The sequence below is a fragment of the Edwardsiella sp. A.80236 genome (assembly GCF_044540725.1).
In the GTDB taxonomy this organism is placed as follows: Bacteria; Pseudomonadota; Gammaproteobacteria; order Enterobacterales; family Enterobacteriaceae; genus Edwardsiella; species Edwardsiella tarda.
Window position 1 is genome coordinate 89224 of sequence record NZ_JBIUCY010000007.1, and the last position, 12664, is coordinate 101887.

A 12664-nucleotide genomic window follows, 5' to 3' on the forward strand; every position below is an offset into this window, starting at 1 on the left:
CTGTCCGTGTCCAAACTGGCGGCAACACTACACGCCTACTGGGATAGGCGCTAAGCAAGAGAGGTACGGTTTGCCGCCGCTGTGCGTACCGTGGGTCATCGACGCTTGCCTATACCTTGATGGGTTTTTATTGCCGAGAAGGGGATGAGACATCTGGCGGAAATATTTTGTTTTATTTTATTAAGGCGAGTTATTTGACTTACTGTAGTTATCTCGAGCTTATAATTAATTAGGCGCTATCTTTATACAATAAATGCGCATTGGCTTTTATTTTATAATCATATAATGATAGTAGGGGTGCTTTTATTTATGCTGTCAATAAAGTTGTACGCCGCGCGAGGATGTTTTTCATTAATTTCATTATACAAACGTGCAAAAACTGATAATGATTAACGGGTCAATATCGAGCGTGTCCGACGCGGATATTATTTTCATTAAGGAGTTTACGATGAAAGCTAAAACGACATTTCTCGGCGCTTCCGCATTAGCATTGACACTGGGGCTGGCTGGTAGTGCCTTTGCTCAAGAGCCAACCATGACTACCGTAACGACGCCAGAAACCATGACCTGTCATGAGTTTACTCAGATGAATCCCAAGGCGATGACGCCGGTAATGGTATGGGTCGTCAATCAGGATCGCCAATACAAGGGTGGTGACTATGTTGATTGGCAGAAGATCCAGACTGTCATGGTGCCGAAAGTGGTGAAGATTTGTAAGGAACAGCCGGGTAAAAAGATCGTCGAATTCCGTAATCAGATTCAAGATCTGATCAGCGAATAAAGCGCTGATCGTATTCTCGCAATAATAACGGCCCGGCACGCGCTGGGCCGTTATTATTTTACTGTCGCCCGCCGCATGGACGGCGGGCTGCGTACTTACTTAGCGCAAGAACTCACTATCGTTGAGCACGACTAAGGGTTCGATATCGCTCTCTTTCTTGATCACCAGCGAACTGTCGGAGCGCAGGCAGGCACCGCCGTAACTCCCGCCGACGGTAAAGGTACAGACCTGAATATGCTTATCCGCCACGCGTGGCAGGCACCAGAGTTGTTGGTAGATATTTTTCTGATCGTGGAATTTCCCACTGGTGGTGTCGAGCACCTCCTCATGGCGGCTCACCAGATCGATGTTGCTACCGCAACGCCCGCCGATCGGTTTGACCGCATAGCCACTCTGGGTTAATGCCTCGTTGGGGGTGAAGTCGGTGTTCAACAGGTAACGGTGATGGGGGAACAGCGACCAGAGGATCGGTAGGATGGCCTTGTTGCCGGGGATCACCGTCCAGAGCGGCTCGAATACCATGATTTCCGGGCGTAGCAGCACGTCGATCAACCGCACCTGTTTCTCCGGTTTACCGGTGCGGATCGGCACGGCGGCGTACTCGGCATCGCTGACTTCGCGTACCTGCTCGATGGCCGTTTCCCAGGCCCAGGTCTTCCAGACGCAGTTGACCAGGCGTCCCTCATCATCGATCAATTGACCGGTGTTATCCCAGCGTAGGGCGTTCAGTCCCTTGACGATCTTGCTCTCGAAACCGGCTTGGCTCAGCGCCCGTTGCATAAATAGGGCGTGGTAGCTCTCCTCTTCGTCCTCATCCTGCATGATGTGGACGAATGGCCGCGCGTGGCTGTGGCGCCAGGCTCCCGCTAACTCATTGAGCAGATCCTCGCCTGGGTTATACCCCTCGACGCCGTTGCCCCGCTCGGCCCAGTGTTGCAGGATCAATCCGGCCTCGGTATGGCAGGAGGCGGAGTCCGCGTTGTATTCGTAGACCTTCAGCCCGCGCTCATCCATGCAGAAGTCGAGACGCCCGGTGATCATGCAGTGGCGGCGTTGTTGCCAGGAGAGGCGTAGCCGTGGCCAGAGGATCTTCGGAATGTCGAACAATTCCAGCAGGCTGTCGTCGCGTAATACTTTGTCCGTCGCGTGCAGATACATCAGGTGTAACTCGTTGGTCGCCTTGATCAGCTCCTGCTCGGCGCTTTCCGAGATGGTGAAGTATTGGCTGGGGTCCTGGTTGATGACATGCCCTTGGTTGGCCTGGACATAGCTTTGTTCCACGGGGTCACGCTCGTTCAGCCAGTGGCCGTCGAAGAGAGAGCCATCGTGACGCTGGGCGGCATGGATCGCCAACGCCTCGGGAGCCAAGGTCGGTTGAGGCAGGCTGTCGCGTGCGTCATCGGTGTGGATCATCCAACCGAGGATTTCGGTATCGTCGAAGGTGTCTTGGATGGTGTAGCGGCCATCGTCGAGGCGTAGCGTGAGCTCTCGCGTCCACTGTTGTCCCGGCGGCAGCGGAGCATGAATGACATTCTGCTCGGCGATCCTGACCTTGTCGCCACGCAGTTGTGTGATCACCGCGACGTGACCGGTACCCTTGAACTCACCGCCTTTCTGCCAGATCAGCAGCGCTCCCGCGACCGGTGGGCGTGGTGAGCCGTTGGCGAACGCGTACAGTGGCAGGAGATTGTCGTTAACCACCTGGCGCAGAAAGCGCAGAGAGAAGATTTCGTAGGCCATGCCGACATCGGTAAAGACGACGCCATAGTTAATAAATAAAAAACGGCGGGCAAACTCGACGCATTGCCACTTGTGGCCCATATACTCGTCGTCGATGTAGCTGCGCAGGGAGGCTTCATCCGGGTAAACCCGGGGATCCAGCGTGCTATAGTCGGAAGAATAAATTGCGACGCCACCCGGCGCATAGCCAAGCAGGGTACCGAAAGGGGCGTCATTGTGGTGTGTATCTACGCTCATGATCCTGACCTCAATATAACGCTGCTGGAGCTGACGGGTGGTTAAAAAATAGACGCGATACTCGGTTTTTTTCCCCGTCAGGCAGAGGTGAATTCATCATAGCACTAACTCGCCGGGCAGTAACGGCGGCGAGCTAAGGCAGCGCATTGCATGGTGTTTATGGTTTAAGACGCGGCATCGATGGCTGGTTATCCCGGCGCGGCGTCGGGCACTCGCGCTCAATTCCCTTTACTTTTCTTGGCGCTATTTTCTCGCGCGTCTGAGTATTTCCCCCCGCCTTATCCCTCTTTCGGATTAGGGGGGCCAATCCTTGGCCGTAATTCTCACTATGCGCTAAGCAGAACCGGAGAAATATATCTTGGAGAATTGTCTGATAGTGAAAGCGCGTTAGTGAATTGTTCAGCTTAATATCGTTAGGCTGACTAGCCTATAACTCATACCGTACATTCGTGAGAAATCACTATCGTGAAAATGCATCGCTATATTTCCGCGCTGGCCTCGCTCTGCGCGTTTTCCGCCTGGGGGGCGTCTGCGGCATCGCCGAGCGTATTGGATACCCTGCGCGATAATGTGGTTCAGACCTGGCAGCAACCGCAACATTATGATTTTTATCTCCCCGCGATTACCTGGCATGCCCGTTTCGCCTACAGTCGCGAGAAGATCGACAGTTACAACGAGCGGCCATGGGGCGCGGGTTTCGGCCAGTCGCGCTGGGACGAGAAGGGGAACTGGCATGGCCTGTATCTGATGGCGTTCAAGGACTCGTTTAACAAGTGGGAGCCGATCGGGGGCTATGGCTGGGAGGCGACCTGGCGGCCGATCGACGGCTCGGACTTCCACTGGGGGGCGGGTTATACCCTGGGGGTCACCATGCGCGATAATTGGAAATACATCCCCATTCCGGTGGTGTTGCCGATGGCCTCGTTGGGCTATGGACCGGTGACGATGCAAATGACCTACATTCCAGGTACCTACAATAACGGTAACGTCTATTTCGCCTGGCTACGCTTTCAGTTTTAATCTCGGCTAGGCTACACCGGCCGGGTCGTTGACAGAGAAAATCCGCGGCAAAACTTGGTGTGTCGCTGGGTTGTTATCTATCTTTGCTACAGGGAATCCGCTGAGAGCTGATAACGGGCGTGGCCCGGAGGATGGGCGTGGTGGCAGAGAACTCCTTGCTGGCCGACACGGTATTGATCGTGGATGATTCGCCGGGCTATCGTCGCCTGTTAGCGACGATCCTGGCGCGTTGGCACTACCGAGTGATCGAGGCGGAGGATGGCGAGCAGGCTCTGGCCTGTTTGGCGCGCCACCAGGTCCACATCGTGATCAGCGACTGGGAGATGCCGCTGATGGATGGTGCCACGCTGTGCCGTGCCATTCGCGCCCGGGATTATGGCCATTATGTCTACCTGATCCTGCTGACCATTCGCCAGTCGAGCGAGGATCTGGTAGCGGGGATGGAGGCCGGCGCCGATGATTTCCTGACCAAACCCCTCAATCAAGGACAGTTGCGGAGCCGCTTACATGCCGCGCAGCGCATCATCTCATTGGAGAGTACCCTGGCGGCCCGCAACGCCACCCTGGCGCACGCCTACCAACAGATCGAGTCCGACCTTCAAGCCGCCGCCGCCATGCAGCGTAGCCTGCTGCCTGGTCACGATCAGATCCTCAACGGCGTCCATGCTGACTGGTTGTTCCTGCCTTCGACCTATGTGTCCGGCGATCTGCTGAACTACTTCATGTTGGATACCCATCATCTGGGATTTTATTGCGTGGATGTGGCCGGTCACGGTGTCAGCGCCGCGATGCTGGCGCAGTCGGTCGCGCGCGAGTTTAACAGCGCCTTATTGACGCACAGCCTATTGTTTAGCGCGCAGGATGCCAGCCCGGCACCGCCACAGGCCGTCGCCGGGGAGTTAAATCGCCGCTTCTGTCTGGAGCAGCAGGATGATGGCATCGTGCGTTATTTCACCCTGATCTATGGGGTGCTGGATACCCGAGACGGGCGGCTGCGCTTGTGTCAGGCCGGGCATCCGACGCCACTCTGGTTGCAGGCGGAGGGCGGGCTGCGTCGCGTCGGTGATGGCGGTTTGCCGATCGGTTTATTCGACTGGGCAACCTATGAGGAGCAGGCGTTGACCCTGGCGCCGGGCGACCGCCTCTGTCTGTACAGTGACGGCATTAGCGAATGCTATAGCCCGCAGGGCGAGCAGTTTGGCGAGGCGCGCCTGTGCCAGCTATTGCAGGCGCAGCGGCGGGCGACGGTCCCCGAGGCCTTGGCGACGTTGGCCGAGGCGCTGGCGCAGTGGCATAGCCCTGAGGCGGCGATGCCGCGTCAGCCGTTTGCCGATGATATTTCCTTGTTGATGATTACCCGTTGCGCCGCCTCAGGCGCCTCGCGGGAGGAGCGCGTATGAATATTGCCGTGGAAGAGTGGGAAGGGGTGACCGTGGTTGCGCCCTTGATTCGCCGTTTGGATGCCTCGGTGGCCGGGGTCTTTCGCCAGGAGGTGGTGTCGCTGATCGAGCAGGGGCATCACCAGTTACTGCTCGACTTTAGCCAGGTGGATTTTATCGATAGTAGCTGCCTGGGGGCGTTAGTCTCATTGTTGAAGTTATTGAATAATCGCGGCGATCTGCGTTTGTGTGGCCTAAATGACAATATCCTCGGCATGTTTCGCATTACACGCATGGATCGGGTCTTTCACATCGGCGCCGATCGGCAGCAGGCGCTGGCGCGCCCTCATACCTGAGGCGGCGCGATGAAGCTGCGTAGCTACTCCTTTCCGCTGGCGGCCAACCTGGAGAGCCTGGCTCTGTTGGGGGCGGCGTTGCAGGAGTTTTTTCAGGGTGCGCCGCCGGATGCGTTGTTTCAACTCGAATTGGCCGCCAACGAGGCCTTTAGCAACATCGTGCGCCATGGTCAGTGTGGGGCGCATCCGGTACGGGTGACGCTGGCGCGTAAGCCGCGTTACCTGGAGGTGGTGTTGCTCGATCGTGGCCGCCCGATCCCGGCGGCGGCGTTGCAGCCGATGGCGCCCGATCCACAACGCGACGATCCACAGAGTTGGCCGGAGCATGGGATGGGAATACTGCTGATCCGGCAGATGACCGACGAGTATCGTTATCGTCCGAGTGGCATGGGGAACGAACAACGTTTGATTAAGTATGTGCTGCCGCGTCGGCAGTCGTGAGTCGGGCGGCCGAAGTCGGCGATCGACGGGGCGAAGGGGCCCGTGTCGTCTCGTCGTGGCGCGGTCGAAGCGGTCGCAGGACGGCGTCAGGCCGCCGGGCCAAGGGCGGATCTCGCCGTAATTACCGAGGGGCGGCTTATGTCCTATTCTGAAGTAGCCGAAAGCAGTGAAAGCCAGATGCAACGTCAGGTGGTCGATGCATTGCGCCATCGTTTAGGCATCGAGGCGGCGGCGGCCAACACGCGCGATTGGTTCAATGCCTTGGCGCTGGTGGTGCGGGATCGCCTGTATGACGCCTACTGCCAGACCTATCAACGTCACTGCCAGCAACAGCGTAAACGGATCTATTACCTGTCGATGGAGTTTCTGATCGGCCAGTCGTTGCGTTTCAATCTGCAGAATCTTGGGTTGTACGCGACGGCGCAGGCGGCGTTGGCGGCCGAGGGGCAGGATCTGGAGGCGTTGTTTGATAGCGAGCCGGATGCGGCGCTGGGCAACGGTGGCTTGGGGCGTCTGGCCGCCTGCTTTATGGATTCGTTAGCCACCCTGGATGTCGCCGCCAGCGGCCACGGCATCAAGTATGAGTATGGCCTGTTCCGCCAATTGATCATCAACGATCAACAGATCGAGAAACCGGATGAGTGGCACGCCACCGCCTCGCCCTGGATGGTGCAGCATCAGACTCAGAGCATGCTGATTCCGATCTATGGCCGCATCGAACACGGCTTCGATGCCCAGGGAAACTACAACCCGATGTGGTTGGAGTGGAAGGTGTTGCTGGGGATCCCGAACGACTACTATGTCAGTGGCGGCGAGGGCAAGGGGGTCAATCGCCTGCGGCTGTATCACGCCGCCGCATCCGACTCCTTCGACATCGCCATCTTCAATCAGGGCGATTACCTGCAGGCGGTCGGGGAGAAGATCAGCAGCGAGAATATCTCCAAGATCCTCTATCCCTCCGACGAGATCCTCAGCGGTAAGGAGTTGCGCCTCACCCAAGAGTATTTCCTGGTGGCCTGCACCGTACGCGATCTGTTGCATGACTTTTTCGCCGAACACGACGACATTCATCAGTTGTCCACCTGGGCGGCGGTGCATATCAACGATACCCATCCGGCGCTGATCGTGGTCGAGCTGATGCGTGTGCTGGTCGACGAGTACCGCATCGGCTGGGATGAGGCCTGGTCGTTGACCTGCCGCACCTGCTCCTTCACCAACCATACTCTGATGGCGGAAGCCTTGGAGTGCTGGTCGCTGCCGCTGGTGGAGCGTTTGCTACCGCGCCATCTGCAATTGATCTATGAGATTAACCACCGCTTCCTGACCGCGGTCAGCCGTGGCTATCCCGATGAGATGGCCCGCCTGCTGCCGCGCTTGTCGTTGATCGATGAGAGTGGGGAGAAGCGCCTGCGGATGGTCAACCTAGCGACCCTGGGGAGCCACCGGGTCAACGGCGTCTCCGCGATTCATTCGGCGTTGGTTCGTGACCTGCTGTTGCCGCAATTTAGTCGTCTATCACCGGAGAAGTTTGTTAACCAGACCAATGGCATCTCGCATCGGCGCTGGCTGCATTTGGCGAACCCGCGTCTGGCGGCGCTTTTCACCGAGCTGATCGGGCCGGATTGGCTGGATGATCCCCGCCGCCTGACGGCGTTGTCGGCCTATTGCGCAGACGATCAGGTGGTGGATCGCATTCGCCGTATCAAGAGCGACAATAAGCTGGCGCTGAGCAACGAGGTCTACCGCCGCTACCGTCTGGCGCTCGATCCGCTGGCGATGTTTGACGTCCACGCCAAGCGTTTCCACGAATACAAGCGTCAGCTACTCAACGTGCTGCACATCATCTATCAATACCAGCGTATTCAGGAGGGGGCGGAGCTGGCGACGCCGAAGATCTACTTCTTCGCGGGGAAGGCGGCGCCGCGTTACACCCTGGCCAAGCTCATCTTACAGCTGGTCAACTGCGTGGCTCGACGCATCAGTCAGTTGCCTCGGGTCAATGGGGTGATCCGGGTGATTTTCCTGGAGGATTACAGCGTCTCGCTGGCCGAACGCTTGATCCCGGCCTGCGATCTGTCGGAACAGATCTCCATGGCCGGCACCGAAGCCTCCGGCACCAGCAACATGAAGTTCGCCATGAACGGGGCGTTGCTGATCGGGACGTTGGACGGCGCCAATATCGAGATCCGCGAGGCCGTGGGGGCCGAGAACTTTTATCTGTTCGGCCACGACACCCTGCAGATCGCCGAATTGAAGGCACAAGGCTACCGCCCTTATGAGGTACTGCGGCAGCAGCCCGCGCTCCAAGCGGCGATCGATACACTGATCTCCGGCGAACTGTGCGCCGATCGAACGCGCTTCCGGCCGCTATACGAGATGCTGACCGCCACGGATTACTATATGCATCTGGTCGACTTCGAGGGCTATCGTCAGGCTCAACAACAGGCGCAGAGCGACTTCAGCCAGCATCGGGAGTGGTATCGTCGCACGCTACAGGGGATGAGTCAGATGGGGGGCTTTTCGAGCGATTACACCATCGAGGGTTATTGCCGCGACATCTGGCATTGCGTGTCTCAGCGCTGAGTTCGTCGATGGCGTAAGGAGAACAGGGCGCCGAGGGGCGCCCTGTTGTTTGCTTGGATCTCGGCTTACATCGCCACGATGCGGTTGAGTTCGACCACCTGATCGCTGGGTAGGTAGTAGTAGTCGGTGACATGGGCGCTATTGCGCATCATGACGCGGAAGATCTTACGCTGCCAGTTCGGGAAGGCGCGGTTGCGCTCCTTGAGCATCAACGACTCGTGGCCGATGTAATAGGTCAGGGCCGCGTTGTCGATCGCGCAGTGATCGAAATCTGGCATGCTCAACAGCTGTGGAATGTTGGGGTGCTCCATAAAGCCGTAGTGGGCGGTGCAGCGCCACAGGTTGGCGGTGATCTGGGTCAGCGTCACCCGATCGCGCGCGGCGATGTAGGGGACGTTGTCGACCTGAATCGTCAGCAGCAGGACGTTGCGGTGCAGTGAGCCGTTACGCTGCACATGCAGGCGCATCACCGACGGTACCCCTGCCGCCGAGCGGGTCAGGAACACGGCGGTGCCGGGAACGCGCGGGATGTTCTGTGCGGCGATGGTGTTGAGGAAGGTGGCGAGCGAGATCATGCGCTCCTGCGTCTTACGCCGGATGAGTACCCCGCCCTGGTGCCAAGTCAACATCAGGGTGAAGATGGCCAGCGCCAGCAGCAGGGGAATATAGCCGCCGTCCAGGAGCTTGGTCAGGTTGGCGCCGAGGAAGAGCAGATCCACACACAGGAAGAAACCCGCGGCACACAGGCTGCGCGGCAGCGACCAATGCCAGATTTCCCGCATGGCGATAAACAGCAACGACGAGGTCAGGGTCATGGTCAGCGACACGGCGATGCCGTAGGCGGAGGCCAGGTTCTCGGAGGTCTTGAAGAAGATCGCTAACAACAGGGTGACGATCATCAGCATCAGGTTGATGCTGCCGATGTAGATCTGTCCATAACTCTCTTCGGTGGTCTGCTTGATCTGCAGGCGCGGCAGCCAGCCGAGCTGGATGGCTTGGCGCGTCATGGAGAAGGCGCCGCTGATGATCGCCTGGCTGGCGATGATGGTCGCCAGTGTCGCGAGAACCACTAACGGCAGGACCAGCGGCGAGGGGCAGAGCAGGTAGAAGATATTCTGGCTGAGATCGGCGCCGGACAGGACCAGCGCCGCCTGACCGGCGTAGTTTAGCAGCAGGCTGGGGAAGACGATGCCGAACCAGGCGCACCAGATGGGGCGGCGGCCGAAGTGACCCATGTCGGCGTATAACGCCTCCGCCCCGGTGACGCACAGGAAGACGCCGCCGAGCACCACGAAACTCAGCATGCCGTTGCTTAGCATAAAGTGAACCGCGTAGTAGGGATTCAGCGCCAGCAAGACGGCGGGGTGGCGGCAGATGCCCCAGATCCCCAGCACGGCGATGGAGAGAAACCAGAGCGTCATGATGGGGGCGAACAGCTTGCTGATCTTGGCGGTGCCCAAGTGTTGCAAGGCGAACAGCACCACCAGGATCACCACGGTCGCCGGTAGAATATAGGGGTTAAGCTCCGGCATCACCAGGTTTAACCCCTCCAGCGCCGAGAGCACCGAGATGGCGGGGGTGATGGCACCATCGCCATAGATCAGCGCCGCGCCGAGTAGGGCTGCGGTCACGATGGCCGGGCGTGAATGCTTGTGGCGCACCAATAACGACATCAGTGCCAGAATTCCCCCTTCGCCGTGGTTGTCGATGCGCATCACGCAGAGCGCATACTTGAGGGAGGTGATGATCACCAAGGTCCAGAACACCAAGGAGAGGAGGCCCAGGACCATCGTGGGGGAGTGGGGATTACCGGCCAGGGTGAGAACCGTTTTCAGGGTATACAGTGGGCTGGTGCCAATGTCGCCGAAGACGATGCCCAGCGCACCAAATACCAGGATCGGCAGACGCTTGCCGTTCGATGCGTCCGCATCCATACGCTCGGACATTATCGATCTCCTTATAATTACTTGATTTACATAGTATAGCATAGGGGATTTCGGCGATGTGGCTGCAATTGATAGATATTGTTATTCGTCTGGCTATCAATGTAAGAAATAAATAATGAGTCATATCTGAGAAATGATTTATTTCACTTTATATATTTCTGATATTTATATGTTAATTGGCCATGGGAAATAAAGTGTGATCTGATTTGCTCTTTGCCATAAAAAAGCTGGTATAGGATGGCGGTAAGTTTTAAGAATATTAATTCTGTTAAGTGTGTTACTTATTTTAATAATTGGCTATATTGATAACACTGTAGAAAATATGAAAAAGATCCCGTTGCCTGAGAATGTGTTTGTCGCAGCTTATTCACGGATGCTTTGGATATTTAATACCTTTCCACGTATCTGCCTCTCTTTTTCCGGGGGGAAGGATTCGACGGTGTTGCTGCATATCGCCGCCGAGGTGGCGCGGCAGAAAAAACGTCGTTTCTTCGTGCTCTTTATCGACTGGGAGGTACAGTTTAATTACACCATTCAACATGTGGCACAGATGCGCGACCGTTACCGCGATGTGGTCGAGCGTTTCTTTTGGGTGGCGCTGCCGCTGACCACGGTCAGCGGCGTCTCGCAACATGAGACGGAGTGGGTCTGTTGGCAACCGGATGTCGAATGGGTGCGCCAGCCACCGGCCGATGCGATTAGTGATCCGGCCTATTTCCCCTTTTATTATCCGGGGATCACCTTCGAAAGTTTTGTCGTCGATTTCTCCCTCTGGCTGTCGCAGCGTAAGAGCATGGTGACGCTGGTGGGGATCCGTGCCGATGAATCGCTGAACCGTTTTATGGCGGTCGCCTCGCGCAGTAAGTTGCGTTACGCCGAGGATAAACCCTGGACCACCGCCTCACCCGATGGTTTCTATTATACCGCCTATCCGTTGTATGACTGGAAGGCTAGCGATATCTGGCGCTTTAATGCGCAGCAGCGTCTACCTTATAACCCCTTATATGACCTGATGTATCGCGCCGGGGTGCCGCTGCGCCAGATGCGTATCTGCGAGCCGTTCGGCCCGGAGCAGCGCAAGGGGTTATGGCTGTACCATGTGCTGGAGCCGGAGACGTGGAGCCGCGCCTGCTTGCGGGTGGCCGGGGCCAACAGCGGTGCCCTCTATGCGAATCAGAGCGGTGAGTTTTACGCCTTGAATCGCCAGATCAGCAAGCCCGCACACCATAGCTGGAAGAGTTATGCGCACCACCTGCTGGCCAGCATGCCGCAGAAGACGGCGGAGCACTACCGCAATAAGATCGCCATCTATCTGCGTTGGTATCAGGCGCACGGTTATCCGCAGGATATTCCCGATAGCCAGGAGAAGGATCTGGGAGCCAAAGATATTCCCTCTTGGCGTCGTATCTGCAAGACGATGATCAAGAATGATTTTTGGTGTCGATCACTCTCCTTTAGTCCCAACCGGCCGCAATCCTATGAGCGTTATGTCAAGCGTATTCAGGCCAAGCGCCATCAATGGGAGATTATCTGAGATGGACCTAGACGCGTTAGAGCAGGCTATCGATACCCTGCTGGAGTCCCAGCCGGATCTGGCACAGCGCACCGCGCTGATCAATCGTTTACGGTTACGGCTACACCGCCACAGTCCCTTCGCCGCCGAGCCGGTGGATTGTGTGTTATGGGTGGCGGCGGAACAGGTTGAGGCCAATGACTATAACCCCAACGTGATGGCGCCGGTGGAGAAGCGCCTATTGCTGCGCTCGCTAACGTCGGATGGCTATACCCAGCCGATCGTGGTGGTGCAGCAGGGGAGCGCGGCGAGTTATGTGGTGGTAGATGGCTTTCACCGCTACCTGCTGGGGAGCAAGAAGGCGGCGCTGCGTCAGCGGCTGCAGGGTTATCTGCCGGTGGCGCAATTGCCGATGGAGCGTGCCGACGAGGCGGCGCGCATCGCGGCCACCATTCGTCACAATCGTGCCCGGGGTAAGCATCAGATCGCCTCAATGTCGGACATCGTGCGTGATTTGCATCGTTTGGGGTGGAGTGAGGCGCGCATCGGCGAGGAGTTGGGCATGGATGCCGACGAGGTGTTACGCCTCAAACAGATCAGCGGGTTGAGTGAATTGTTCAGTGAGGGCGACTACAGCCAGGCGTGGACCGTGCTGTAGTCGCCCTGTG

10 protein-coding genes are annotated in these 12664 nt (G+C 57.6%); 8 read left to right on the top strand and 2 right to left on the bottom strand.

Going from position 1 to position 12664, the window contains the following annotated elements; translation table 11 throughout:
- Window positions 1–448 precede the first annotated feature (448 nt).
- Window positions 449–781 (top strand): HdeA/HdeB family chaperone, encoded by a 333-nt coding sequence (locus tag ACEQFP_RS08180; protein ID WP_068871757.1) that lies wholly within the window; start codon window positions 449–451, stop codon window positions 779–781.
- Window positions 782–880: 99 nt separating this feature from the next.
- Here ACEQFP_RS08180 and gss read toward each other — a convergent pair whose 3' ends face one another.
- A complete protein-coding gene (gss, locus tag ACEQFP_RS08185) occupies window positions 881–2758 on the bottom strand; it encodes a bifunctional glutathionylspermidine amidase/synthase (protein ID WP_098143514.1) in 1878 nt (625 codons plus the stop codon).
- A gap of 471 nt (window positions 2759–3229) precedes the next feature.
- Between gss and pagP the strand changes: the two genes are divergently transcribed.
- From pagP to ACEQFP_RS08210, 5 genes are all read left to right on the top strand, one after another.
- The gene (pagP, locus tag ACEQFP_RS08190) at window positions 3230–3778 is read left to right on the top strand and encodes a lipid IV(A) palmitoyltransferase PagP (protein WP_098142942.1); all 549 of its coding nucleotides are present in this window, start codon (window positions 3230–3232) and stop codon (window positions 3776–3778) included.
- Window positions 3779–3909: 131 nt separating this feature from the next.
- Window positions 3910–5178 carry a PP2C family protein-serine/threonine phosphatase gene (locus tag ACEQFP_RS08195; protein WP_005289261.1) on the top strand — a complete coding sequence of 423 codons (1269 nt, stop codon included), beginning with the start codon at window positions 3910–3912 and terminating at the stop codon, window positions 5176–5178.
- Window positions 5175–5513, top strand: coding sequence for an STAS domain-containing protein (locus ACEQFP_RS08200; RefSeq protein WP_035598160.1), 339 nt, complete (start codon window positions 5175–5177; stop codon window positions 5511–5513). The genes ACEQFP_RS08195 and ACEQFP_RS08200 overlap by 4 nt, the downstream gene beginning before the upstream one ends.
- Before the next feature lie 9 nt (window positions 5514–5522).
- Window positions 5523–5954 carry an ATP-binding protein gene (locus tag ACEQFP_RS08205; RefSeq protein WP_068871760.1) on the top strand — a complete coding sequence of 144 codons (432 nt, stop codon included), beginning with the start codon at window positions 5523–5525 and terminating at the stop codon, window positions 5952–5954.
- A 138-nt stretch (window positions 5955–6092) separates the two neighbouring features.
- Window positions 6093–8537, top strand: coding sequence for a glycogen/starch/alpha-glucan phosphorylase (locus ACEQFP_RS08210; protein ID WP_068871762.1), 2445 nt, complete (start codon window positions 6093–6095; stop codon window positions 8535–8537).
- Between the two features lie 65 nt (window positions 8538–8602).
- Here the strand turns inward: ACEQFP_RS08210 and ACEQFP_RS08215 are convergent, their stop codons facing one another.
- The gene (locus ACEQFP_RS08215) at window positions 8603–10483 is read right to left on the bottom strand and encodes a potassium transporter Kup (RefSeq protein WP_035601548.1); all 1881 of its coding nucleotides are present in this window, start codon (window positions 10481–10483) and stop codon (window positions 8603–8605) included.
- 322 nt (window positions 10484–10805) lie between these two features.
- Here ACEQFP_RS08215 and ACEQFP_RS08220 point away from each other — a divergent pair, with 322 nt between their 5' ends.
- A complete protein-coding gene (locus ACEQFP_RS08220; RefSeq protein WP_370547244.1) occupies window positions 10806–12017 on the top strand; it encodes a phosphoadenosine phosphosulfate reductase in 1212 nt (403 codons plus the stop codon).
- A gap of 1 nt (window position 12018) precedes the next feature.
- Window positions 12019–12654 carry a ParB/RepB/Spo0J family partition protein gene (locus tag ACEQFP_RS08225; protein WP_005289243.1) on the top strand — a complete coding sequence of 212 codons (636 nt, stop codon included), beginning with the start codon at window positions 12019–12021 and terminating at the stop codon, window positions 12652–12654.
- Window positions 12655–12664: the final 10 nt, after the last annotated feature.

Bases quoted from the DNA above. Each gene is read 5' to 3' on its own strand.
- ACEQFP_RS08180 (WP_068871757.1), top strand. From the start codon at position 449: ATGAAAGCTAAAACGACATTTCTCGGCGCTTCCGCATTAGCATTGACA.
- gss (WP_098143514.1), bottom strand. From the start codon at position 2,758: ATGAGCGTAGATACACACCACAATGACGCCCCTTTCGGTACCCTGCTT.
- pagP (WP_098142942.1), top strand. From the start codon at position 3,230: ATGCATCGCTATATTTCCGCGCTGGCCTCGCTCTGCGCGTTTTCCGCC.
- ACEQFP_RS08195 (WP_005289261.1), top strand. From the start codon at position 3,910: ATGGGCGTGGTGGCAGAGAACTCCTTGCTGGCCGACACGGTATTGATC.
- ACEQFP_RS08200 (WP_035598160.1), top strand. From the start codon at position 5,175: ATGAATATTGCCGTGGAAGAGTGGGAAGGGGTGACCGTGGTTGCGCCC.
- ACEQFP_RS08205 (WP_068871760.1), top strand. From the start codon at position 5,523: ATGAAGCTGCGTAGCTACTCCTTTCCGCTGGCGGCCAACCTGGAGAGC.
- ACEQFP_RS08210 (WP_068871762.1), top strand. From the start codon at position 6,093: ATGTCCTATTCTGAAGTAGCCGAAAGCAGTGAAAGCCAGATGCAACGT.
- ACEQFP_RS08215 (WP_035601548.1), bottom strand. From the start codon at position 10,483: ATGTCCGAGCGTATGGATGCGGACGCATCGAACGGCAAGCGTCTGCCG.
- ACEQFP_RS08220 (WP_370547244.1), top strand. From the start codon at position 10,806: ATGAAAAAGATCCCGTTGCCTGAGAATGTGTTTGTCGCAGCTTATTCA.
- ACEQFP_RS08225 (WP_005289243.1), top strand. From the start codon at position 12,019: ATGGACCTAGACGCGTTAGAGCAGGCTATCGATACCCTGCTGGAGTCC.